Source organism: Cellulomonas sp. KRMCY2 (genome assembly GCF_000526515.1).
In the GTDB taxonomy this organism is placed as follows: domain Bacteria; phylum Actinomycetota; class Actinomycetes; order Actinomycetales; family Cellulomonadaceae; genus Actinotalea.
The window spans coordinates 3,737,671-3,761,125 of the sequence record NZ_JAGF01000001.1; the positions used below are offsets into that span (position 1 = coordinate 3,737,671).

Sequence of the window (23,455 nt, forward strand, 5' to 3'; positions counted from 1 at the left end):
CTGTCCAACGATGGCGCCTCAGCCGCCTCGGATGCCGCAGCGACCCGACCGCAGACCCAGCAGGGGTGTGCGGTCGGGTCGGTCAGGTGAGCGACCTTGTCGCCGCTGCACCGACCCATCACGGATCGGTTCCTCCCTGACAGCCGTTGCCTCGAACGGCCGTTAGTGCGAGTGGTGGTCATGCGCCGCGTGGTCGTGCGGGGCGGTGACGTAGCGGGCGGGGTCCTCGACGAAGCTCTTGTGGCAGTGGTGGGAGCAGAAGTAGTACGTGTGCCCCTCGTGCTCCACGCTCGCAGCCGCGGCCGAGGGGTCCACGCTCATACCGCACACCGGGTCGGTGGTCGTGGTGGGGGTGGTGGTCATGGTGTCCTCCGGTTGATCGTCGGCTCCGACTTCGACCACCGGTTCGATGGCCGAGACTGTGATGTCCTGCGGGAGCGCGGTCGGCGTGAACCGGCGCAGGCGGTTGGCGTTGGTGACGACGGACAGCGAGGAGAGTGCCATCGCCGCAGCGGCGATGACCGGGCTCAGGCGCAGACCCAGCCACGGGTAGAGGGCGCCGGCCGCGATCGGGATCCCCAGGCCGTTGTAGATGAAGGCGAAGGCCAGGTTCTGTCGGATGTTGCGCATCGTCGCCCGGGACAGGTCAACGGCCGTCACCAACCCGCCGAGCGCCCCGGAGATCAGCGTGATGTCCGAGGACTCGATCGCCACATCGGTGCCGGTGCCGATTGCCGAGCCGACATCGGCCTGGGCGAGGGCTGGGGCGTCGTTAATCCCGTCGCCGACCATCCCGACGACGCGCCCTTCGTCCTGGAGCCGCTTGACCTCCCGAGCCTTGTGCTCGGGCATGACCTCGGCCACGACGCGACTGATCCCGACCTGCCGGGCGATCGCCGCAGCCGTGGTGCGGTTGTCACCGGTCATCATGACCACCTCGATACCCCGGGACTTGAGGGCAGCGACCGCAGCGATGGAACCCTCCTTGACCGTGTCAGCCACCGCAATGACCGCAGCGGGCCGGGAGTCGATCGCGACCAGCATGGGCGTCTTGCCGTCGCCGGCGAGTCGCTGCTGGTCCGCCAGGAGGCTCCCGACGTCGACGCCGGCCGCGACCAGCAGCCGCGCGTTCCCGACCAGGATGTTGCGTCCGTGCAGCCGGGCACCCACGCCCTTGCCGGTGATCGAGTCGAACTCGGCGACGTCGTCCAGCACCAGGCCGCGCTCCAGCGCCCCGGCCACGATGGCCGCGGCCAGCGGGTGCTCGGAGGACCGCTCGACGGAGGCCACCAGCTGGAGCACCTCGTCGGCCGTGAAGCCCTCGCTCGGAACCACGTCGGTGAGCGCAGGCTTGCCCATCGTGATGGTGCCCGTCTTGTCCAGGACCACGGTGTCCAGCTTGTGCGCCGTCTCCAGGGCCTCGGCCGAGCGGATCAGAATCCCCGCCGTGGCCCCTTTGCCGGTCCCGACCGTGATCGACAGCGGTGTGGCGAGCCCAAGGGCGCAGGGGCACGCGATGATCAGGACCGAGACGCCGGCCACCAGGGCGAAGACGATCACTGGCGGTGGGCCGATCAGAGCCCAGGTGACGAAGGTCCAGATGGCGATGATGATCACCGCCGGCACAAAGTACCCCGAGACCCGGTCGACGACCCGCTGGATCGGCGCCTTGGAGCCCTGGGCCTGACGGACCAGCTTGATGATCTGGGCGAGCATCGTGTCCGCGCCGACCTTGGTCGCCCGGTAGCGGAAGGTCCCCGTCTGGTTGATCGTCGCCCCGATCACCACGTCACCCACCGACTTGACGCCTGCGATCGGCTCACCGGTGATCATCGACTCGTCGACCGCGGACCGACCCTCGACGACCTCGCCGTCGACCGGAAGCTTCTCCCCCGGCCGCACCACGACGACGTCGCCCTTCAGGACGTCCTCGATGGGGATGTCGAGCTCAGCGCCCGCGCGCCAGACCCGCGCCGTGCGGGGCTGGAGACCGATCAAGGTCCGGATCGCCTCACCCGTGCCGGCCTTAGCCTGCGTCTCGAACAGGCGGCCCAACAGGATCAGGGTGATGATCACCCCGACCGCCTCGTAGTACACCTCCCGCACCTCGGTGGGAAGCAGCCCAGGTGCGACCGTGACGACGACGCTGAAACCGTAGGCGGCGATCGTACCGATCGTGATCAAGGAGTTCATGTCCGCGCCGCGGTGGCGCAGTGCGAGCCACCCGGTGCGATGGATCGGCCACCCCGTGTAGAGCATCACCGGTGTGATGAGTGCGAACTGCAGCCAGCGGTCCATCAGCAGCTCGGGGACCCAGTCCACCTCGAAGAGCTCGACGGCCATCACGGCGAAGAGGACCGGGAAGGTCAGGGCCGCGCCGAAGATAACGCGCTTCCTCAGGTCGGCGATCTCGGCCGTGCGCTCGCGCTCCTCATCCTCCTCGGCCTGTGCCGCCGTGAGCGGGTTGGCCCCCGCATCGTCCGACCTGTGCGCGGTGGGCGACATGACAGCAGGGGGCTCGAGCACCGCGACGGACGCGACGGACGTGGGCGTCCCGGATGCGTCCGCCCCCTGGCCATCCACGACGACCAGTCGGCCACGCAGCATGTTCATCCCGCACGCGAAGGCGAAAGTCCCCGTCTCGCCTGGGACGAACTCCACCGTCGTGGTCTGGTAGGCGGGGAGCATCTGGTTGACCTTGAAGTCCGGCATCACCACCCGCGCGGAGCAGTCACCGGCCTCCTGCCGGTCGAACTCGATCCGCACCGGCACACCGCGGGTCACCTCGACCAGGTCGGGGCTGTAGCCGCCCTGGACCTTGATCCGGACAACCTGGACCCCCTGGTCCAGGTCAGGTCGCCCGGTCCGCTTCGGACCGAAGAAGAACCACAGCGCCCCACCCGTCAGAAGAGCCGCCACGCCAACGACCAGAACCGCGTTCATCTCCAGCCACCTCCGATCGGCATCTGGTCCGCGGCGGTGCAATCACGGTTGTCCCGGACCACCAGTGGATCCCGCCCGGGCGGCCGAGTGCTCAAGCTGTGATCAGTCACCGTGAAGCCCGCCTCCGTCACCGCCGTGACGAGCGCCTCCGGAGCGACCAGCTCGTCACTCCGGACCACCACGGGCGAATGCCCACCGACGCGCAGGCTGATGCCCACCTCCACGACCCCGTCAAGATCGTGGAGCCGCTCGAGCACCTCGACCAGGCACGTGCCGCACATGAGCCCCTCGACAGAGAACAGCTCCTTGTGAGTCATTGCCCGACCTCCCCTTGGTACCCTACCCCTGTACGGTATAAGCATCCGTGGGCACGGAATGGGTTCCCATTTCGGCTCGATGAAGGTTCTATGAAGACCGGACACGAGGCGACCCCGGTTGCTCGACGGTGGGCGCTCGATCTAGTGGCAACCGGACCTGGTCGGCGGCTGAGCCTCGTCAACCGCTGCGTTCCGATCGGGCGCCTCGGCCAGACCGGCGCGATTGCCATGACCCACGTGACCAGTCTCCGCGGACTGAGCATGCCGGCTGCCGTGACCCCCATGGCCGCCGGCGTGCATCGCCAGCATCAGGCCGACGAGGGCGAGCGACGCGATGGTCCGTCCGGACACACCGGCCAGCCACAAGACGCCGGCCAGGACCGCGACGCCGAAGTACAGCTTGCCTGACAGGCTCTTGAGGGACATCTCGACCTCTGCTTCCTGGACGCCACGCGCCCATCGGTACCCAGATGCCCAACGTGGTACGCACTGATGAAGATTCGGCTGTGATCTCGGTCAAGGTCTGCTGACGCTTCACGTACGTCGGTTCCGGCGAACTCGCTGCGGTATCCCGCTCAGCACTCCGTCCCGTCCGGGCAACAGCGCCGGTCCCCGGGCCGAACGTCCCGGTAGGGCGGGCCGACCAATGCGGCCCGACCGAGACTTCATCGAATCTTCGTCGTTCCCCGTTGAGTGCACGCCGACCGGGCATCAAGCATGTCCCAGCAGGACATTCCTGACCTGGGCCGGTCGCCCGACACTGCACGGCCGATCGCCGAAGCCCGCTTCGCAGCGAGCACCAGCCCCAGGGACACTGACAGCGCACGAGGAGAAGCCGACATGGCCACGGAGCACCGTCTCCACCTCCAAGAACCGCCCGGCCCCGCTCGGCCCGGCGCCCCGCACCTGCGCCGCCGGGACCTACGACCGGTCCGGGCCACGGGCCCCGGGCACCGAAGGCGCGCCAAGCTCGACCCGCGTCGCGCCGCCGCACGCCTCGGTGTGGTCACCGCGATGGTCGTGTCCACGGCAGCCTTCGCAGTCGCCGGACGCGCCGAGCCGGCTCCTCCCGTCGCTCCGGCCACCGGACTCTCCGCCGTCCAGGTTCTCAGCGCCCCGAGCGCTGATGCCATCCCACCTGAGAGCCTGCGCGCCGTCCGTGACCGCCCTTCCATCGTCGGCGTCGGCGTCGGCGTCGAGCTGACCTCCCGCATCGTCGAGCGGCCCTCGCGCGGCGCCGTGCGACCAGCGCTGCCCGACTGCACCGGCGTCGTGACCGACATCGGCACCAACGGCCGGCTGCCGGCCGCCGCATTGTGCGACCTGTGGCAGGCGCCATACCAGGACCGCGCGGACGCCGTGGTCACCTTGTTCGCGCTCAATGACGCCTACCGGGCGGCGTTCGGGCGGGACATGTGCCTGTCGTCCGGCTACCGAGACCTCGAAGAGCAGGCCGCGCTGCGTGCGCGCAGGGGGGGCCTGGCCGCGGCGCCGGGAACCAGCAACCACGGCTGGGGCTTGGCAGTGGACCTGTGCCCCTCGACGTACTCCGGCGACGCTGGCACCTGGCTGCACGAGGTCGGACCGGTGTACGGGTGGGCCAACCCGGCCTGGGCCCACCGCGGAGGCGACGGACCTTACGAGCCGTGGCACTGGGAGTACACCGACGCGGTGACCGAGATCGAGGCGCGCTCCGGAGGCCGGTGATGAGGCGGCGGCCCCTCGGTGAGCGGGACCATCCGCCCGCCGATGGTGACCGCGTCGGCGGTCATCCTCGGGCACTTGAGCGAACCTTCATGGAAGGACAGCCCGGTCTCCATCTGAGTCGACCAGCGTCTCAGGTAACGGGTGAGACACCCAGCCGATGGCTCGCCTACCTGTCCACGAAGGAAAGGCCATGACCATCCACGTGACTGTCAACATCACTCCGACGGAACGGGTCGCACGCATCCTGGTGGGCTTGCTCGGAGTCCTCGGTGGATCGATTCTGCTGGCCGGTGCCGGGTCGGCGACTGCCGTGGTCCTCGAGGTCCTCTTGATCGTGGCCGGACTCGACCTGGTCGTGACCGGGGCACTCGGCCACTGCCCCCTGTACAAGAAGCTGGGTCACGTTCCGGCCTCGCTGAGGCAGGTGACCTCATGACGCGACCGACGTCCAGCAGGGTCCCGATCCCGCTCCCGGCGGCACGGCCCGAGATCGCCCACCCGGACACGCTGCTGCACGAGCACGACCGACGCGAGCACCCCGCGGAGAGCCCCGCCCATCACGGCCACTCCGGCCACCGGCTGATGATGATCGCCTGCTGCATCCCCATGCTGGTGATCGTGGGCGTCCTCGTCGCGACCGGTGTGGCGGGCTCCGGCGCGATCCTCTACGCCTTCGTCTGCCTGGGGGCGATGGCCGTGATGATGTTCGCGATGCCGGGTGACGGCCACCACTGACCCCGCTCGCACCGTGCGCAGTCGCCACGCTGGCTCCGCTTGGCGACTCCGCGATGCCAACCACGCACCCGTTGGCAGCGACGGGCGCCGCTGCATGCCGTCCTGTCTTGGACGAAGCCTTCAGAGCGGAGCATCCATGACGCACCGGCGCTCTCGGCCTTCAGGTCAGCCAACGAGCGGCCGATCACCGGATGCCTCGGTGACCACCGAGCCCGGAGGCCGGCGGTGCCCATTGCCGTCTCGCGGCTATGCATGAGGCCCTTCCATCGCGTGCCCCAGCCCGTCCTTGACGTGATCTTGAGGTTGTGTGAACAGGGCCTTGAGCCGAGCGGCGCATCGTGGGATGTGTTCAGTCGGACTGCCAACGAAAGGAGCGGACAATGATGGGATACGGATGGGGGATGGGTGCCGGCGGGTGGATTGCCATGGCCATCTTCTGGATCGGCCTGCTCGTGCTGGTCGGATGGGCCGGTGTGCGGGCCTTCCCCACGGGCCGGGACACCGGGGCCAGATCAGAGACGCCCGATGAGGTTCTCGACCGGCGATTCGCCGCGGGTGAGCTGGATGCGGAGACCTACCAGTCGATGCGGGTCGCCCTCACCTCGAGCCGGACGGGTCGGAGGTAGGCGACGTGACGCGCAGAATCGCCGTGCTTCTTGTGCCGATGCTGGCCCTGGCCGGCGTCATCGCCTCTGGCACGTGGCTGGTGACCCACGGGCGGGATGCGGCCTGGTCGTCCTCCGCCTCGGGTGGGACGGCCGGCTGGCAGGGGTGGGGCGGGATGATGGGCCCGGCACCGACGCTCGGGGGGATGATGGGTGGACCCGGCTGGCTCGACGGCGAGTCCGAGCCGGTCAACGACTTGGCGGAGGCGCGCGAGCAGGCCGGGCGGTTCGCCGATGCGATCGCCGCCGACCTGCGCGTCGGTGAGGTGATGCGTTTTGAGAACCACTACTACGCCGAGCTGGAGGACTCCGAGGGCGCCAACGTCACCGAGGTCCTGGTGGACCCGCGCACGGGAGGCGTCCGAACGGAGTTCGGTCCGGCGATGATGTGGAACACAGGTCTCGGGATCAGTTCCGGCGCCTCGCGATCGCCGCAGCTGTCGGCCGACCAGGCCCGCGGGGCGGCCGAACGGGAGCTGCCGGCGGGGATGACGCTCGGACCGGCCGAGGCGTTTCCCAGCTACTACACGATGCACACGCTGCGCGACGGACAGATCCAGGGCATGCTCTCGGTTCACGCCGTGACCGGGGACGTGTGGGACCACACCTGGCACGGTCGGTTCGTGGAGATGTCGGAGCCCGAGTGAGCCAGGTTCAAGGTGCGGTCCCTGCAGCCCGTGGCGGCACACCGCCGCCACGGGTGCGGGTGCTCGTCGTCGAGGACGAGCCCCCGATCGTGCGGGTGCTCGTCGGCTACCTCGAGCGTGAGGGTCTCGAGGTCGTCGTGGCCGGCGACGGCGAGAGCGCGCTGGACGCAGTTCGCGCGTACCGGCCCGATGTGGTCGTCCTGGACCTGATGTTGCCCGGCATCGACGGGCTGGAGGTGTGCCGGCGCCTCCGGACCTTCTCCGACGCGTATGTGATCATGCTGACGGCGCGGACCGAGGAGATCGACAGGGTGGTGGGTCTTTCCGTCGGAGCTGACGACTACCTTGGGAAGCCATTCTCGCCGCACGAGCTCGTGGCGCGAGTCAGAGCCATGCTCCGCCGTCCCCGGGTCGGCGCCGCCGACGTGTCGACCACGCGCACGTTCGCAGATCTCACGATCGACCCGGCAACGCGCGAGGCAACCCAGGACGGGGCACCCCTGGAGCTGACGCGCACGGAGTTCGACCTTCTCGACGTCCTCTCCGAGCGCCCCCGCCAGGTTGTCCCCCGCGAGCAGCTGTTCGAGCGGGTGTGGGGCGGGCAGTGGTTCGGTGACGATCACGTGGTCGACGTGCACGTGGCGAACCTGCGGCGCAAGCTCGGTGACGACGCCCGGGCGCAGCGCTACATCCGCACCGTGCGGGGCGTCGGCTACAGCATGGGCGCCGACACGTGAGTCGCTCCCGCGCCCCTGTCGGCCTTGGACCGCGCTTGCTCCTCACCCAGGGTCTGGTGATCGTGACCGGTGCGGTCACGATGGCGCTCGTGGCGGTCATGCTCGCCCCCGGTCTCTTCCATGAACACCTCAGCCGGGCTCAGGTCCCCCTGGACGGCGACCTCCGCGACCACGTCAACGAGGCATTTCTCAGCGCAACCTCGACATCCCTGGGTGTGGCGGTCACCGCAGCCGTGATCACCGCACTGGTCGCCAGCTGGTTCGTGACCCGGCGGGTCGTGCGGCCGGTGCACGCGATGGCCCGGGCGGCCGAGCGGATCGCAGGCGGCGACTACGCCGCTCGGGTGGACGTCAATGGTGCCGGTGAAGAGCTCGACTCCCTTGGGCATGCGTTCGACCAGATGGCGCAAGAGCTCGCTGCGACCCAGCGCACGCGTGCCGAGATGCTGCGGGACGTGGCCCACGAGCTGCGTACCCCCCTGACCTCGTTGCGCGGCTACGTCGACGCACTGTCCGACGGGGTGCTGAGCGTCAACCCCGAGACGTTGCAGACCCTGCACGCCGAGCTGTCCCGCGTGGAGCGACTGGTCGACGACCTCGCAACGGTGTCCCGTGCCGAAGAGCGCCGGCTCGACCTCCACCTGGTGCCTGTCGCTGCCGGTCAGCTGGTGGAGAGCGCGGTCCGGGTCGCGACCAGGGCCTTTGCGGTCGCCGGAGTCGAGCTGCGATCTGAGATCGAGGCGGACCTGCCCCTCGTCCTCGTCGACGTGGACCGGATCCAGGAGGTGCTGGCCAACCTTCTGGACAACGCACTGCGGCACACACCGGCACCCGGCGTCGTCACAGTCCTCGGCCGCCGCCGTCGCGCCGTCGTGGAACTGGTGGTCCGCGACACCGGCGACGGCATCGCCCCTGAGCACCTTCGGCGGGTGTTCGAACGGTTCTACCGGGTCGACGCCGGACGCTCGCGCCAGAAGGGGGGAAGCGGCATCGGCCTTGCGATCGCCCGCGCCCTGACCGACGCCCACGGTGGAACCATCCACGCCGAGAGTCAGGGTCCCGGCCGGGGCTCGACCTTCACCGTCACGTTGCCGGCCCCGGCTCGACCGGGTCAAGCAACCGCCGCGCCAAGCCGGCGATGAAGGGTTCGTCCATCACGGCCATGGTGGCCGGAAGCGCCGACCGACCCTGGGCCCGCGGCCGGAACGACATGCAGGGGTGATCGCGGCCTGCTCCTCCCACCGATCGGTGGTGTTCATCGCCGACCGGTCGCCCCGTCGGTGCGCCCCGACCTTCATCGAACATTGATCGGATCCTGCGGCCTCCCTACATGACGGCCCTCGAGGCTGTCCCCGGGCACCGAACGACGCGGCCGGATGCGCCGCCCACTCAGCCGGGACGACAACAGGGAGGCCTTGTGCGGCCGGTGTACGTGATCACCCACGATCTCCCGCTCCCGGAGCCGGCCGCCAGGGACCGCATCATCGGCCCTGTCGGCGAGTGCCGCCAGGTGGCCTCGGCATGGGCGTGAGCCGCTATGGCCGGGCCGCCATCGTCCAGGTGGCGATCGTGGTCCCCTTGGTGGCCGCGACAATCGCAGGGCTGCTGGCCCTGTGGCCCAGCGGGGAGGTTCACGAGACGGGCATCGTCGCCGTCGACGCCGAGTACCCGCAGGCACGGGTCACCTCAACCAGGACGGACTCGTGCGCGGGTACGAACGAGGACCGGCAACCGGACGGGACGATACCGGGCTCGGTCCCGTGCACCTTGGTGACGGCCGAGGTGGCGGGCCAGACGGTCGAGGTGTGGGCGCCGGCCACGGTCCGGGCCGCTGATGTGCCCTCCGGGACCGCGATCGTCCTGGTCCGCTACCTGGAGACCGAGACCGAGCCGGAGGTCTGGGCCTGGTTCGACTACTCCCGGAGCGTCCCGCTCGGCGTACTGGCGGTCGCATTCGCCGTCGTGGTGATCGCCGTCGCTGGCCTGCGGGGACTGCGGGCGCTCATCGGGCTCGCGGTTGCCTCGGTCGTGATCGCCACCTTCATGCTGCCGGCTCTGCTCGAGGGTCGCGATGCCCTGATGGTGGGCCTGGTGGGCTCGTCGGCGATCATGTTCGTGGTCCTGTACCTCGCCCACGGGTTCTCCCAGCGAACCACCACGGCCCTGCTCGGCACGTTCGCCGGGCTTGCGGTCACCGCGATCCTGGGCGTCGTGGCAGCCAAGGCGGCCCACCTGACCGGGATCTCCACCGAGGAGAACTACCGGCTGGCGATGCTCACCGGGCAGCTGGACGGCACGGCTCTGCGCGGGCTGTTCCTCGCCGGTGTCGCGCTCGCTGGGCTGGGTGTCCTCAACGATGTGACCGTCACCCAGGCATCGGCCGTCTGGGAGCTGCGAGATGCCGACCCGACAGCCTCGCGCCGGGCCCTGTTCTCCCGTGGCATGCGCATCGGGCGGGATCACATCGCCTCGGCGGTCTACACCATCGCCTTCGCCTACGCCGGGGCCGCGCTGCCAGTCCTCCTGCTGCTGCAGGTCTACAAGCTCCCGATCCTTCAGACGATCAGCAGCGGCGAGTTCGCCGAGGAGATCGCCCGCACCCTCGTCGGCTCGATCGGTCTGGTCCTGGCCATCCCACTGACCACCGTCATCGCGGCCCTGGTCGTGACGACCCAGCCCGTTCGACGGCGCCACCTCGAGCGCGAAGCGGGCCACGGGCACTCCCACGCGTGACTCATGATCCGCCCCGAGCAACCTTCATTGAACCTTCATGGGCCGAGCCAAAGAATCATCACCGTCGTGTCGCAGGCTGGATGACGTCGCTGTCGGCCTCGGATCCGATGACCACCGACCGCCCACTCATCCAGGAGACACCCATGAGCACCTGCTGCAAGGACACCCAGACCGAGAGCACCGGCTGCTGCTCGAACACCACCACCGCGGCGACCAGCAGCACGACGACGAGCCATCAGGCCGGCGGGCACTGCTGCCAGGACGACGCATCCTGAGGCATCCGAGCAGGAATGAGGTCCGCGCGTCCGATCCTTGCCCCACTGACATCCTGGGAGTACCGCCGATGACTCACACCCGCCGCCTGACACTGACTGCCACCGCCGTCGTGCTGGCCGCCACGCTGACCGCCTGCAGCGGGGACGCCGACGCGCCGACCGCCGAGCCCGACCAGGCGACGGCATCGGAGACGAGCGATGCGGACTCGGAGGGATCGGTCCACAACGACGCCGACACCGAGTTCGCCCAGATGATGATCGTTCACCACGAAGGTGCGATCGAGATGGCCGAGCTCGCCGCACAGCGGGCCACCACGCCCGAGGTCACGGCCCTGGCTGAGCGCATCGCCGGCGCCCAGGGCCCCGAGATCGAGCTCATGACGTCATGGTTGGAGACCTGGGACGAGCAGCTGCCGTCCGAGGCCGAGATGGGCTCGATGGACCACGGCCCCATGGAGATGGACGGGATGGACCAGGAGGCCGTGATGGAGCAGCTGACCTCGCTCAGCGGCACCGAGTTCGATCGCCGCTTCCTGGAGCTGATGACGGACCACCACCGCGGCGCGATCGAGATGTCCGAGGAGTTCCGGGCCGCCGGCCAGAACGCCGCGGCGATCCAGCTCGCCGGGGCGATCATCGACGCCCAGACCGTCGAGATCACCGAGATGGAGAATCTCCGCCAGGGGCTGTAGAGCGCGATCCATGGGCCTGTCCGCGTGAGCGGGCGGGCCCTGACGCGTCCCTGCCGCAGCTCAGTGCCCCTCGGCCCTGTCCCCTGGCCGCGAACCTTCATCGAAGGTTGATCGTCCGGTCGGCCGTTCTTGATGCGACGGGGTCATCGTTGGGTGACCCCATCCAGTTTGGTGCGCACCGGCCCGCGGCGGCGCGGCACATGACGTTCGAGGTGACATGCAACCGGTCCTCTTCTCGGTTCTCGGCATCGACATCCAGGCCTACGGCGTGAGCAAGGCACTCGCCGCCCTCGTCGCGGCATACCTGCTCGGCCGAGCGTTCGCGAGCCGCGGCCTACCCAAGGAGTCGGCCCACACCCTGGTCTTCTGGGCCACGATGTGGGGCTTCGCGGCCGCCAAGGTGTACTACCTGGCCGAACAGCTACCCGGCATCACCGTGCACGACCTGGGTGGCATGGGGTTCACCTGGTTCGGTGGACTGATCGGCGGCATCGGCGCGGCGCTGGTGATCATCCGTCGGCACGGCCTGCCGGTGGGAGTGGTCGCCGGGTTGGCCGCCGTCCCGCTGACCGTCGCCTACGGGATCGGCCGGCTCGGCTGCCTGCTGTCGGGCGACGGGACGTATGGACGCCCGAGCACCCTGCCCTGGGCGATGACCTTTCCCAACGGGGTGGTCGCGACCGACGTCCCGGTCCACCCCACACCCCTGTACGAGGCCCTCGCTGCCGCGGTGATCGCCGTCCTGCTGTGGCGCGCGAGCCGCACGTTGCCGCTCCCGGCCGTCTTCGGCGTCTACCTCGTCCTCAGCGGCGTGTCCCGGTTCCTGGTCGAGTTCCTGCGGATCAACGACCCCGTCGTCGCCGGCCTGACCCAACCCCAGCTGTGGTCGGTCGTCAGCGTCCTCGCCGGCGTGACCGTCGCGGTGCGGGTCCGCAGCAGCCACGCGACGGACGCGACGTCCGCGACCCAGGAGGAGGAGCTCGCTACCGTGCGGTGACGGACGGTTGCTGGTAGCGCCTCGAGGAGGAGGTCATCGTGGACGTCGACCTGATGGTGCGAGTCCTTGCGCGCCGAGCCGCGCTGGCCCGCCACGACCGTTGGTCGCCGGCGCAGCTGGCCACCCATCAGGCGGCCTGGCTAGCGGACCTTCGCCGCCATGCCTACGCACGGTCACCGTTCTATGTGAGACATCACGCCGGCCTGCAGGACGCGCCGTTGGCTGCCCTGCCAGCCGTGACGAAGGCGCAGATGATGGTGGACTTCGACCTGCTCGTGACGGACCGGCACCTGAACCTCGAGCAGATCGAGGCGCACCTGGCCCAGCTGACCGACCTCGGCGGCGACCCGGGTGTGCCGTTCCGAGGGCGCTGGTGGACGGCTGCGACGGCAGGGACGACCGGTCGGCGTGGGGTGTTCGTCTGGGACCGCCACGAGTGGGCTACCGTCCTTGCGTCCTACTCGCGCGCAACGATGTGGGCAGGGGTGCGCGTCGGGCTGGGCCACCCGGTGCCGATGGCGGTCGTCAGCTCACGGGTACCCACCCATCAGAGCGCCGTGGTCGGCGCCTCCTTGAGGTCACGCACCGTGCCCACGCTGCGCCTGGACGCGCGAGCACCCTTGGCCCAGACCGTCGAGGCCCTCAACACCTTCGCACCGCAGGTTCTGGTCGGCTACCCGTCGGCGCTCAGACCATTGGCCGACGAGCAGCTCGCCGGGCGTCTTCGGATCGCTCCCCAGGCCGTCATGTCCGCATCCGAGGTCCTGACCGACCACGCGGCACGCGACATGGCCCGGGCGTGGGGATCCTCGCCGTTCGATGTGTATGCGGCGACCGAGACCGCCGGCATCTCGTCGCCGTGCCACCTCGGGACCCGCCACATCTACGAGGACCTCGTCCTGGTCGAACCGGTCGACGCGACGGGCGCGGCGGTCCCGGTCGGGACCGCAGGGGCTCGCCTGCTGGTGACCGTCCTGTTCTCCCGGACGATGCCACTGATCCGCTACGAGCTCTCCGACCGGGTCACCCTCAGCGCCCACAGCTGCGCGTGCGGGAGCCCCTTCCGGGTCCTGGAACGGGTCGAGGGTCGCGAGCAGGAGGTCCCCACCGTGACCACCGCGCGCGGCGCGGTCAGCCTGCACCCGAACGTCTTCCACGCCGTGCTGGACGACCTGAACGTCGCCGGATGGCAGGTCGTCCAGGAGACCCACGACCGCCTGCGGCTCCTCCTGGTGCCAGGAGCCGCGCCGGTCGACCTCCTCGCCGCGCAACGGCGCGTGGCCGCCGCCGTCACCGAGGCGGGAGCCGGATCGGTGAGCGTGGAGGTGGAGGCGGTGACGGAGATCCCGCGGACCGCGCTCGGCAAGACCCTGCTCACCCGTCGACTGGCCCCCTGAGCCGCCGACGTACCCTCGCCACAGACGGCGGCCGAGCTCCGATGACGCTTCGATCCGGCAGTCACGTCACGAGCAGCGCGACCGTCGACCCAACCGCGGCGACGAAGGTCACGACGAGGGTGACCTGTCGGCCGTGAGCGGTCTTGCGAGGCAGGCCACGCAAGGGGAAGAGGAGCTGACGTGCGAGCGTGTATGCGCCGAAGCCCGCGACGAAGACCAACCCGTCGACCGCGGGCGGGCCCTGCAGAACCACGACGAAGGTCAGGGCGGCCAGCACTGCCGCTACCGTCGACTCCATGAGCTGCACCGGGATCCGCCGCTGACCCACGCGCCGGTCCGAGGACCAGAGCCCCCATCGGGAGGCAGTGGGCAGTCCAACGCAGCAGCCGCCGAAGAAGCAGCCAAGCCGTCCGATGGCCTGCCCGATCAGCAGCGCGGGCACCGTCGTGTCGAGCAGATGCCCCAATGGGACCGACCACGCCAGACCGCCCGCAAGGAAGGTCGCAACGGCAGCCACGACGAATCCCTGAACGCTCATCCCGGTGACCAGGAGGCGCCCCTTCTCCGTCAGGTGGGTGAGCCGGTAGTACACCTTGGCACCGACCAAGCCGACCACGGAGGCCAGCAGCCCGAGCGCCAGGACTCGGCCCGGTGCGAGTCCGTGGGCGCGGGAGAGCACGGACTGCGCCACGAGCGCGGCGACGACCCCCAGTCCGACCAGCGCCGGCCACGCTCCCAGGACCACGCCCGGTGCGCGGATCCCGGCGACGGGAGCGTAGGTCGTGTGCCCGGTGCCCGTGGCACGAGGCAGGTGCCGCGCGGCGGAACGGTCCCCACCGGGTGGGATGACCAGTCCGTCGGCTGCGACCTTCCACAGACCCGGGTTCTTCCCGGTGATCCGGTGCGTCAGGGCGACCCGACCGGTCCTCGGCAGGACCTTGTCGAGCTTGGCAACCACCTGGAACGAATCCTTCGGTCCAGGTTTCCCGATGACGTCCAGGCGCGTGCCGGTGAACCGCACTCCGACGGCGTAGGGCGCCGCGGCGTCATCCGTGTCGAACCAGTAGGTCAACCCCAGCGCCTGCGGCTCGAGCTCGGCAAGGGCCGGCGTGCTCAAGGTCACGAACTGCAGTGGGGTCTGTCGATCGCCCGATCCGGTGATCCGCGCGAGGGCGGGCTCGGACCGCCGCTCCTGGACCACGTCCGCGGTCGTCTTCGCCTGTTGGCTTCGGTGCATGGGTGTCCTCCGTCAGTTCTGCCAGCCGTGCAATGGACGACGTCAAAGGCAGTCCTCGTCGCACGCTTCGATGGCCTGGCTGGGCCACCACCAGATGCTGACGTCGGCGAACCGAACAACACCCTCAGGTCGGATCAAGATTCGCTGAAGGAGCGCCACGGATGGCTGGCACTTGAAGAGCCGACTTGCCCAGTTCGAACGCCGACGCCCTGCACGCCGATCCGGTCGGCTCCCTGGGGGCGACCGACGGCCCAGTCCTCATGGACTGGGCCGTCTCCGCGCCGGTGACGAACCTGTGCGCGTGCAGTGATGGTCTAGACAGTGCCGTCTCTCGGCGTCAGAGCCGGTCGAGTGCCTCCTGGAGCAGGTCGGTGGGGGCGAGCCACATGGATGGGTAGTTTCCGTACCACTGCTGGACGCCGTCGGCGTCGATCAGGATGAATCCGTGACCGGGCAGGCCTTCGTGCATGCCGGTCCCCAGGGTTCCGTACTCTTCGGAGACGGTTCCGTCATCGAGCAGGAACGGGGTGCTGACGCCGAGTCGCTCCCGCTCGGGGTTGATCTGCTCGGCGGTGTTCATCACGATCGGCACCACCTTGATCCCGGCTTCGGCGAACCCGGGCTCCTTCTCGATCTCGGCCATCTGCAGCAGGCAGGAGTCGCAGCCGGCACCCTCGTTGAAGTACAGGATGACCGGTGTCCCGCGCAGAGCCGACAGTGTCAGGGTGCCGCCCTGGGAGGTGGGCAGGGTGAAGTTCGGTGCCTGGCGCGCATCGGAGGACTCGACCGGCCGCGAGCTGAGCAGGGCAGCGGTCACGAGGGTGGCGATCACGAGCAGGCCGGCGCCCCACGCCGCCAGGCTGAGCCGACGCCGCCGCCGAGCGGCACCGGTCTGGGACTTCTTGATCTCGTCGAGCTTCTCCTGGCGTTCGGCCTGGCGACGCGAGGCGGTTCCTGAGGTCATCGCACGGATCCTTGATCGGTGGTGGGGTCGTGGCAGGTGGGGGTCGACGCCGGTCCGGTCGCCTCTGCCAGGGAGGGGTGGCCCTCGACCAGGACGACATCGTCGCCGAGCGACGCTCGCGACTCGGCCGTCGGGCGGGTCGTCGTTCGGCGTCGTCTCTCGGACAAGGTGGCCCAGATGAAGACGCCGACGAGAGCGAGCAGGCCCAGGCCCAGGACCGGTTCGGGGACCGGGCTGAGCCAGCCCTGGACCGCCAGGAAGACGTCGGTCAGGGTGTTGGCGGCGGCGTCCTGCGCGGCGGTGCCGCCGGTCATGTCGGCGTCGTCGGCCAGGGCGATGATGAAGACGCCCATCACGACGAACCCGATCGCCACGGCCACGTTGAGCGTGTTGGTGGCGAACACCCGTCCGGCCACCCGGAATCGGACGGCCTTGGCCCGCAGGAGTTTCCGCTCCCCCAGACGGGCCTTGTCCCAGATCAGGGCCATGACGAACAACGGGAAGACCATCCCGAACACGTAGGCCAGCCCGAGGGTCAGGCCCCCGATCGCAGAGCCCGAGAGGACCGAGAGGGTCATCACGCCGGCCAGGACGGGGGCGCAGCAGCTCGAGGCGACACCGGAGAACACGCCCAGGGCGAAGAAGCTCGCGGAGTCCCCCTTCGTGGTGTCCGGAGCGCGCAGGGCGCTGGGCAGCGACCACATCGTGCCCGAGAGCGCCAGCCCGGCCAGGGCGATCATGAGCAGACCCCCGGACCAGTACAGCGGGGCGTGGTACCGCGCGATGGCACCGGCGAGCAGGCTCATCCCGAGCGTGATCGGGACCAGCACGAGGGCCAGTCCGGCGGCGAAGATGAAGGTCAGGGGAAGCAGTCGCCATCGCCTGTTCTTCACCGCCCCGGCGAGGTAGCTCGGCGCGAGGAACACGATGCAGCACGGTGCGAACAGGGCCACGCCACCGGCGAAGAACGCCGCGACGATCGACCCCGTGGTCAGCAGCTCAGTGCCCACGACCCACCCCCAGCGGGCCACCGCGCCCGGTGGTCGGAGCCAGCACGCCGCGCCGCTCCAGCAGCGTGCGGAGCTTCTTGCGTGGCAGGCGTCCGGAGCTGAAGTACTCACCGTCGACCAGGACCAGGGGATTCATCGCCGGCCGGTGCCACGCCACGAGGTCGGCGCCCTCGGCGGACTCGAGCTCCACGACCCGCACGTCGAGGTCGACCTCGGCGGCCAGGTCACGCAGAGCCGCCTGCGCGTCGTCGCAGAAGTGGCACGCCGGGGCATGGACCACCGTCACCACCACGGGTGACCCTGGGGTCGGTTCACGCACGGGGGTCTCCAAACCGGTTGGCGATCGGACGTCTCCAGGTTGACGCCACCGTGCTTGCTCTTGGTCGACGTTGGATCAATGTTTGATGAAGGTGAGGGTGACGGACGAGCGGTACGGATCGGAGGACCCGTGATCCCGCACAATGGGCCTCATGGCCCACCCACCCGCAGCCCCCCAGCGAAGAGCACTTGTCATCGACGACGAGCAGGCGCTGGCCCGGCTCGTCGCCGGCTACCTCGAGCGGGAGGGCTTCGAGGTCCACCTGGCGTTCGACGGACCGGACGGCGTCCAGGCCGCCCGCACCGTCGACCCGGACGTCGTGGTGCTGGACCTGGGACTGCCCCGCCTCGACGGGATCGAGGTGTGCCGCCAGCTGCGCACCTTCTCCGACTGCTACGTCGTGATGCTGACCGCCCGCTCGGAGGAGATCGACACCCTGATCGGCCTGTCGGTCGGCGCGGACGACTACATGACCAAACCCTTCAGCCCCCGGGAGCTGCTCGCCCGGATCGGAGTGCTCCTGCGTCGCCCACGACGGCCGGCCGGTTCGCTCCACCCGCCGGCCACCGAGCCGGTGCAGATCGGAGCCCTGTCACTCGACGTACCCGGGCGTGAGGTGCACCTCGATGGGCAGCCCATCGCGCTGACCCGGACGGAGTTCGACGTGCTGGCTGCCCTGGCCCGCAGCCCACAGGTCGTCTTCACCCGACGCGCGCTCATCGAGGCGGTCTGGGGCGACAACTGGGTGGGAGACGAGCACCTCGTCGACGTGCACGTGCTGCACGTGCGTCAGAAGCTGGGCGACACGGTGGACGAGCAGCGCTTCATCCGCACGATCCGCGGCGTCGGCTACCGCATCGGGACCGGCGGATGAGCCACCGGCGGCGCACCGCCGCCCCGGGGATCGCCAGCCGGCTCCTGGCCGCGCTGGCGCTCGTCGTCGTCGCCGGCGGGCTGACCGCCTGGCTCGTGGCCGGCGCGATCGGGCCGGCCATCTTCCACCAGCACATGGTCCGGGCTGGGCTCGAAGAGGACACCGCAGCGGTGTTGCACGCCGAGGAGGCCTTCCGCTCGGCCGCCGCCCTGTCCTTGACGGTCGCGCTCGCCGCAGCCGTCGTTGCCTCCCTGGCGGTGAGCCTGTTCCTCACCAAACGCATCGCCGGCTCACTCGGCGCGCTGTCGGCCGCGGTCGCCCGGATCGCTGGTGGACGGTTCGACTCCCGAGTCGCCAGCCCCCGCATGGGACCCGAGTTCGACCAGCTCTCGCACGCGTTCAACGACATGGCAGCTCGCCTCGAGGAGAGCCAGGCGCTGCGCCGCCGGCTCCTGGCCGACGTCGCCCACGAGGTCCGTACCCCTGTGGCGACCCTCAACGCCTACCTCGAGGGGCTCGAGGACGGCGTCGAGACGCTGACGCCCCAGACTGTCACCGTGCTCCGCACCCAAGGCGCTCGGCTGACGCGACTGGCCGACGACCTGGCAGCCGTCACGCGCGTCGAGAGCGGCGAGCTCACCCTGCACCGGGAACCCACCTCGCCCGCGGCCCTGCTCGACCAGGCACGTGCCGCGGCCGAGGAACGCTTCGCTGCCGCGGGCATCGATCTGGCGATGGAGGTCGAGCCCGGGCTTCCCGCGGTCCTGGTCGACCCCGACCGCATGGGCCAGGTGCTCGGCAACCTCGTCGACAACGCCCTGCGCCACACACCGCGCGTGGGGACGGTCGAGCTCACCGCCCACCTGACCGAGGACCGTCGCGTGCGTCTGGCGGTCGTGGACAACGGTGAAGGGATCGACCCGCAGCACCTCGCGCACGTGTTCGAGCGCTTCTACCGCGTCGACACCGCCCGCGACCGCGGCCACGGCGGCTCAGGCATCGGCCTGGCCATCGTCCGAGCCCTGGTCGAGGCGCACGGCGGAACCGTCAGCGCCCACAGCGACGGCCTCGGTACCGGCTCGACCTTCGAGATCCTCCTCGAACCCGCCACAGCGGCCGATCGCCCCTGAGCACCCCGACTGTCCGCAGTGGTCGGCGATCAAGATTCCATGAAGGTTCGCTGACCTGAGCCTTGACTACGCCCACATGTCACTCACGGGGCGCACCATCGTCAACCATGCGATCACGGTCAGTTCGACTGAGCGTCGCGGGCGCCCTCGCCATAGCAGCGCTCGCGTCCAGCCTCGTCGCGCCCGCCGCCGCCGAAGAGTCCGACGACAGACGGGCCCGCGCGAAGTCCGAGCAGGGCGCAGTTGCGTCGTCGATGGAAGAGCTCAACGAGCTGCTCGAGGACACCGACGCCGAGCTCGTCGCCGTCTACGCGGATCTGCAGACCCTCACCGCCCAGCTGCCCGGCGCGCAGGCCGAGCTGAGCACCGCGGAGGCCGTGCTGGACGGGCTCGAGCGCGAGGCGGCGATGATCGGGGAGCGGCTCACCGTGACCCGGGCCGAGGGCGCCACGATCACCGCGGCGATCCTCGTCGACACCCAGCGCGCCGAACAGAGCCGATCGGCGATCGGACAGCTCGCACGGGACGCCTACAAGGGCTCCCTGAGTGCCTCCGCGATGTCGGCAGTCCTCGACTCCCGGAATGCCACCGACTTTGTCCAACGATCGGCGATCTCCTCTGCCGTCCTGCAGGCGCAGACCCAGGCCCTTCGCGACCTCGAGCAGATCAACGGGCTCAACGGCAACCGACGTGCCCGGCTGACAGCAGTAGAGACCGAGATCGCCGAGCTCAAGAGCGAGGCCGATGCCAACGTCGCCGAGGCCGAGTCCGCACGCATCACGGCCCAGCGACGTCGGGACGAGGTCGCCACACTCGTGGCGCGGCAGCAGGCGAACGCTGACGTCATCGAGGCACGGCGCGCCGATCAACTCGAGCGCAAGACCGCCTACGAAGCGCAGCAAGCGGCGCTCGCCAGCGAGCTCGCCGCCATCGTGCGGGCACAGGAGGACGACCGCGCGCGACGGGCTGCCGCCGCGGCTCAGGCCGCTGTCGTGGCCGGCGAGCCCGTACCGGCTCCCCCGCCGCCGGCTCAGCAACCCGGCCGCGGCGTCCTGGCCTACCCGAGCCCCATGAACCCGCCCGTGATCACCTCGCCCTACGGATACCGGATCCACCCGATCTACGGGTACCGCAAGCTGCACGCCGGGACCGACTTCCGCGCCTACTGCGGCACGCCGATCATCGCGTCGGCCGCCGGGACCGTGCAGTGGGCCGCGTCCGTCGGCGGATTCGGAAACCAGGTGATGCTGAACCATGGCCTGCAGAACGGGAGCTCGCTGTTGACCAGCTACAACCACCTGTCGTCCTTCGCCGTCACGACCGGGCAGACAGTCACCCAGGGACAGGTCGTCGGCTACTCGGGCACCACGGGCACCTCAACGGCATGCCACCTGCACTTCGAGGTCTACGTGAACGGCGTGACCGTGGACCCCGAGACCTTGCTGTAGTCAGCGGTGGCCGGGACCGACCGACCGGGTGGGCATCGAGGTCCCGCAGGCATCGGGACCTTCGAGGCATCGGCATCCTCGCGTCGGCGACTTTCGCGCGTCGGCCGCGGGGCGTGATCTCCGGCGCCCGAGCAGCGGGGCGGGGCGGGGCGGGGCGGGGCGGGGCGGGCGGGGCGGGGCGGGCGGGGCGGGGCGGCGCGCGCTGCCCCGCGCGCGCCGCCCCGCAACGATCGGTCAGACGTGGATGCGCCCCTCCGGGCCGGCTGCCTGGACGTCGCGGTCGGCCGACGAAGGCGTCTGGATCGAATTCTGCGCACAGTGTGCGCTGTGCTGGTGCTCCCCGGAGGCGCCCGCTCCGTGGTTGCGGTTCATCATGAACATCATGCCGACCATCATCAGAGGGCACGCGAGCAGAAGGGCCCATGGCAGGGCCTCCTGGAAGCCGACCCCGAAGAGAAGTAGGACGACGAGGATGCCCGCTCCTCCAATGACCATGTGCTTGAGATGACCCTTCATCAGCTTCCTTTCGTCTCGACCGGCGCCAACCGGTCGAGCTCGCGACGGATCAGACGGTAGGTCTCCGGATCGATCTCCCCAGATGCGAGCCGCGACTCGAGGACGGCATAGGCGTCGGGCGCCGGCTGCGCGGGGAACAGTCGTCCCACCCCCCAGACGATGAGCGCCACGACCGCGACCCAGAGGACGACCATGGACAGCCAGCCACCTGCCCCCGTCTGCGTGCACCACAGACCCATCGCCATCTCCTGCCGTTCGACCAGGCACCCGGTGGCACCTGTGCACCACCCTGGCCACGGACCATCAAGAAGCGAGCGGCGATCCATGAAGACTCGCTGAAGATCCGCGCGCGGGACCCTTCATCCACCGTCGTTCTCGACGGCGAGCTGCAGATCCTGAGCACCGCGCAGGTGGGCGACGGGCATGGGCCGACCGTAGCGACGGGCAGGATGCACGCTGGGAGATCGAGGGGCGGTCGGCTGCGTTCCCTGAACGCGCCGACCTGACCATGGAGCCGATGGTTTCGAACCTCCGGAGCCATCGGGATGAGCTGTCACCCAAGGCGGTCGACCTGGTGACGTCCCCTGGGGTGGTGTAGTTCTCGATCTTGTTCGTCGTGGTGACCGCGACGGAGAAGGCCATCGTGCGATGGTCGGTGAGACCGGACTAGGGAACTCACGGAAGGACATCGCACGATGGCCATGGACCAGTCTGCCCTGCTCGACCTGCTGACCGCATTGAAGGACACCGAGGTCACCGACCGGGTCCGGACCGCGACCGAGCACCTGTATCAAGAGCTGATCGACGCCGAGGCGACCGCGGTGATCGGCGCCGGCCCCTGGCAGCGCACCGCCGAGCGGACCGCCCTGCGCAACGGGTCGCGGGACCGGGTCCTGACGACCACGGCCGGGGACTTGGAGCTGCGGATCCCTAAGCTGCGCACCGGGTCGTTCTTCCCCTCGTTGCTCGAGCGGCGTCGCCGGGTCGACCAGGCGCTGTTCGCGGTGGTGATGGAGGCCTACCTGCACGGGGTCTCCACCCGCAAGGTCGATGACCTGGTCAAGGCTCTGGGGGCCGACACCGGGATCTCCAAGAGTGAGGTCAGCCGGATCTGCGCCGGCCTGGACGAGGAGGTCGGTGCGTTCCGCGACCGGTCGCTGGACCAGATCGCGTTCCCCTACGTCTACCTGGACGCGACCTACTGCAAGGCCAGGGTCGGGCGTCGGGTGGTGTCCCAGGCCGTGGTCATCGCCACCGGGGTCCGCGCCGACGGTCACCGTGAGGTCCTGGGGTTCGACGTCGGGGACTCCGAGAACGGCGCCTTCTGGACCAGCTTCCTGCGGTCCCTCAAGGCCCGGGGCCTGGGCGGGGTGCAGCTGGTCATCTCCGACGCCCATGAGGGGTTGAAGACCGCGATCGCCTCGGTGTTGCTCGGCTCGTCCTGGCAACGCTGCCGGGTCCACTTCACCCGCAACGTGCTCGACGCGGTGTCCAGGACCAACGCCGAGATGGTCGCCGCGGCGATCCGCACGATCTTCGCCCAGCCCGACGACGCCCACGTCGGCGAGCAGTTCGAGGTCATCGCCACGATGCTGGGCCGCTCCCACCCCAAGGTCGCCGCGATGCTCACCGACGCCCGCGAGGACCTGCTCGCGTTCACCGGCTTCCCCGCCAGCCACTGGAAGAAGATCTGGTCGACCAACCCCCTGGAACGACTGAACAAGGAAGTCAAACGCCGCACCGACGTCGTGGGGGTCTTCCCCAACCCCGCCGCCCTGCTGCGCCTGGCCGGCGCCGTCCTGGTCGAAGCCCACGACGAATGGGCCGCCACCGACCGCCGCTACCTGTCCGAGCACTCCATGGCCCAGCTCGCCACCATGACCCTGACCGCGACGGAGGTGGACGCCCCCGAACTCCTCACGGCATGATCAACACACTGACCCGCACGGTGTCGAGCAACTCCACCACTCAGCGGGACGTCACCGTCGACCTTCAGCGAACCTTCATCTGATCGCTACTGATCGTGTATCCCACCGCGGACATCGTTGAGTCGACGCGTCCGTCAGTTCCATCGATCGGCGGAGACGTCACCTGACCGGGTGAGGGCGATCA

General features: G+C 69.7%; 25 protein-coding genes. 17 read left to right on the forward strand and 8 right to left on the reverse strand.

The genetic code is table 11. From position 1 onward, the window contains the following. Window positions 1–162: 162 nt before the first annotated feature. Both K415_RS0117615 and K415_RS0117620 read right to left on the reverse strand, forming a co-directional pair. The gene (locus tag K415_RS0117615; protein WP_024288352.1) at window positions 163–2,943 is read right to left on the reverse strand and encodes a heavy metal translocating P-type ATPase; all 2,781 of its coding nucleotides are present in this window, start codon (window positions 2,941–2,943) and stop codon (window positions 163–165) included. Next, window positions 2,940–3,260, reverse strand: coding sequence for a heavy-metal-associated domain-containing protein (locus tag K415_RS0117620; RefSeq protein ID WP_024288353.1), 321 nt, complete (start codon window positions 3,258–3,260; stop codon window positions 2,940–2,942). The genes K415_RS0117615 and K415_RS0117620 overlap by 4 nt, the downstream gene beginning before the upstream one ends. Window positions 3,261–3,350: 90 nt before the next feature. On the opposite strand from K415_RS0117620, the gene K415_RS24115 reads away from it, so the two are divergent. From K415_RS24115 to K415_RS0117690, 13 genes are all read left to right on the forward strand, one after another. After that, window positions 3,351–3,668: a hypothetical protein gene (locus K415_RS24115; protein WP_155859513.1), complete on the forward strand. Its 318-nt coding sequence runs from the start codon at window positions 3,351–3,353 to the stop codon at window positions 3,666–3,668. A 432-nt stretch (window positions 3,669–4,100) separates the two neighbouring features. Further along, window positions 4,101–4,967: a M15 family metallopeptidase gene (locus tag K415_RS23035; RefSeq protein WP_155859514.1), complete on the forward strand. Its 867-nt coding sequence runs from the start codon at window positions 4,101–4,103 to the stop codon at window positions 4,965–4,967. Window positions 4,968–5,157: 190 nt separating this feature from the next. Further along, window positions 5,158–5,403, forward strand: coding sequence for a DUF2892 domain-containing protein (locus K415_RS0117635; protein ID WP_024288356.1), 246 nt, complete (start codon window positions 5,158–5,160; stop codon window positions 5,401–5,403). Next, a complete protein-coding gene (locus K415_RS22160; RefSeq protein WP_034661377.1) occupies window positions 5,400–5,702 on the forward strand; it encodes a hypothetical protein in 303 nt (100 codons plus the stop codon). The genes K415_RS0117635 and K415_RS22160 overlap by 4 nt, the downstream gene beginning before the upstream one ends. Window positions 5,703–6,082: 380 nt before the next feature. Further along, window positions 6,083–6,328: a hypothetical protein gene (locus K415_RS0117645; protein ID WP_024288357.1), complete on the forward strand. Its 246-nt coding sequence runs from the start codon at window positions 6,083–6,085 to the stop codon at window positions 6,326–6,328. A 5-nt stretch (window positions 6,329–6,333) separates the two neighbouring features. Next, on the forward strand, window positions 6,334–7,014 hold the full coding sequence (locus K415_RS0117650) for a hypothetical protein (protein ID WP_029664068.1): 681 nt from the start codon (window positions 6,334–6,336) through the stop codon (window positions 7,012–7,014). 59 nt (window positions 7,015–7,073) lie between these two features. Then, the gene (locus tag K415_RS0117655) at window positions 7,074–7,751 is read left to right on the forward strand and encodes a response regulator transcription factor (protein ID WP_197024821.1); all 678 of its coding nucleotides are present in this window, start codon (window positions 7,074–7,076) and stop codon (window positions 7,749–7,751) included. Window positions 7,752–7,786: 35 nt separating this feature from the next. Beyond that, window positions 7,787–8,893, forward strand: a complete 1,107-nt coding sequence (locus K415_RS0117660; protein WP_024288360.1) for a cell wall metabolism sensor histidine kinase WalK — start codon at window positions 7,787–7,789, stop codon at window positions 8,891–8,893. Between the two features lie 379 nt (window positions 8,894–9,272). After that, a complete protein-coding gene (locus tag K415_RS0117670) occupies window positions 9,273–10,484 on the forward strand; it encodes a YibE/F family protein (protein ID WP_024288361.1) in 1,212 nt (403 codons plus the stop codon). Window positions 10,485–10,627: 143 nt separating this feature from the next. After that, window positions 10,628–10,759 (forward strand): hypothetical protein, encoded by a 132-nt coding sequence (locus tag K415_RS24945; RefSeq protein ID WP_255347155.1) that lies wholly within the window; start codon window positions 10,628–10,630, stop codon window positions 10,757–10,759. 68 nt (window positions 10,760–10,827) lie between these two features. Beyond that, complete coding sequence (locus K415_RS0117680; protein ID WP_024288362.1) at window positions 10,828–11,451, forward strand: DUF305 domain-containing protein; 624 nt, start codon at window positions 10,828–10,830, stop codon at window positions 11,449–11,451. Between the two features lie 217 nt (window positions 11,452–11,668). After that, window positions 11,669–12,448, forward strand: coding sequence for a prolipoprotein diacylglyceryl transferase (locus K415_RS0117685; RefSeq protein WP_024288363.1), 780 nt, complete (start codon window positions 11,669–11,671; stop codon window positions 12,446–12,448). A 218-nt stretch (window positions 12,449–12,666) separates the two neighbouring features. After that, a complete protein-coding gene (locus tag K415_RS0117690) occupies window positions 12,667–13,845 on the forward strand; it encodes a phenylacetate--CoA ligase family protein (RefSeq protein ID WP_231494926.1) in 1,179 nt (392 codons plus the stop codon). Window positions 13,846–13,906: 61 nt separating this feature from the next. Here the strand turns inward: K415_RS0117690 and K415_RS0117695 are convergent, their stop codons facing one another. The 4 genes from K415_RS0117695 to K415_RS0117710 form a co-directional block, all read right to left on the reverse strand. Then, window positions 13,907–15,082, reverse strand: coding sequence for a prolipoprotein diacylglyceryl transferase (locus K415_RS0117695; protein ID WP_024288365.1), 1,176 nt, complete (start codon window positions 15,080–15,082; stop codon window positions 13,907–13,909). A gap of 337 nt (window positions 15,083–15,419) precedes the next feature. Continuing rightward, entirely contained in the window at window positions 15,420–16,046 is a 627-nt protein-coding gene (locus K415_RS0117700; RefSeq protein ID WP_024288366.1) for a peroxiredoxin, read from the reverse strand. Next, window positions 16,043–17,056 (reverse strand): cytochrome c biogenesis CcdA family protein, encoded by a 1,014-nt coding sequence (locus tag K415_RS0117705; RefSeq protein ID WP_024288367.1) that lies wholly within the window; start codon window positions 17,054–17,056, stop codon window positions 16,043–16,045. The genes K415_RS0117700 and K415_RS0117705 overlap by 4 nt, the downstream gene beginning before the upstream one ends. Next, the gene (locus K415_RS0117710; protein WP_029664073.1) at window positions 17,046–17,375 is read right to left on the reverse strand and encodes a hypothetical protein; all 330 of its coding nucleotides are present in this window, start codon (window positions 17,373–17,375) and stop codon (window positions 17,046–17,048) included. Before K415_RS0117710 ends, K415_RS0117705 begins: the two co-directional genes overlap by 11 nt. Window positions 17,376–17,526: 151 nt before the next feature. Between K415_RS0117710 and K415_RS0117715 the strand changes: the two genes are divergently transcribed. The 3 genes from K415_RS0117715 (at window position 17,527) to K415_RS0117725 (ending at window position 20,827) form a co-directional block, all read left to right on the forward strand. Next, window positions 17,527–18,249 carry a response regulator transcription factor gene (locus K415_RS0117715; RefSeq protein ID WP_024288369.1) on the forward strand — a complete coding sequence of 241 codons (723 nt, stop codon included), beginning with the start codon at window positions 17,527–17,529 and terminating at the stop codon, window positions 18,247–18,249. Further along, window positions 18,246–19,379, forward strand: a complete 1,134-nt coding sequence (locus tag K415_RS0117720; RefSeq protein ID WP_024288370.1) for a cell wall metabolism sensor histidine kinase WalK — start codon at window positions 18,246–18,248, stop codon at window positions 19,377–19,379. The genes K415_RS0117715 and K415_RS0117720 overlap by 4 nt, the downstream gene beginning before the upstream one ends. A gap of 107 nt (window positions 19,380–19,486) precedes the next feature. After that, entirely contained in the window at window positions 19,487–20,827 is a 1,341-nt protein-coding gene (locus K415_RS0117725) for a M23 family metallopeptidase (RefSeq protein WP_029664075.1), read from the forward strand. Window positions 20,828–21,061: 234 nt separating this feature from the next. Here K415_RS0117725 and K415_RS0117730 read toward each other — a convergent pair whose 3' ends face one another. After that, window positions 21,062–21,343 carry a hypothetical protein gene (locus K415_RS0117730; protein ID WP_024288372.1) on the reverse strand — a complete coding sequence of 94 codons (282 nt, stop codon included), beginning with the start codon at window positions 21,341–21,343 and terminating at the stop codon, window positions 21,062–21,064. Continuing rightward, entirely contained in the window at window positions 21,343–21,582 is a 240-nt protein-coding gene (locus tag K415_RS0117735) for a hypothetical protein (RefSeq protein ID WP_024288373.1), read from the reverse strand. Before K415_RS0117735 ends, K415_RS0117730 begins: the two co-directional genes overlap by 1 nt. Before the next feature lie 456 nt (window positions 21,583–22,038). Here K415_RS0117735 and K415_RS0117740 point away from each other — a divergent pair, with 456 nt between their 5' ends. Next, the gene (locus tag K415_RS0117740; protein ID WP_024287948.1) at window positions 22,039–23,271 is read left to right on the forward strand and encodes an IS256 family transposase; all 1,233 of its coding nucleotides are present in this window, start codon (window positions 22,039–22,041) and stop codon (window positions 23,269–23,271) included. The last annotated feature ends 184 nt before the right edge of the window (window positions 23,272–23,455 follow it).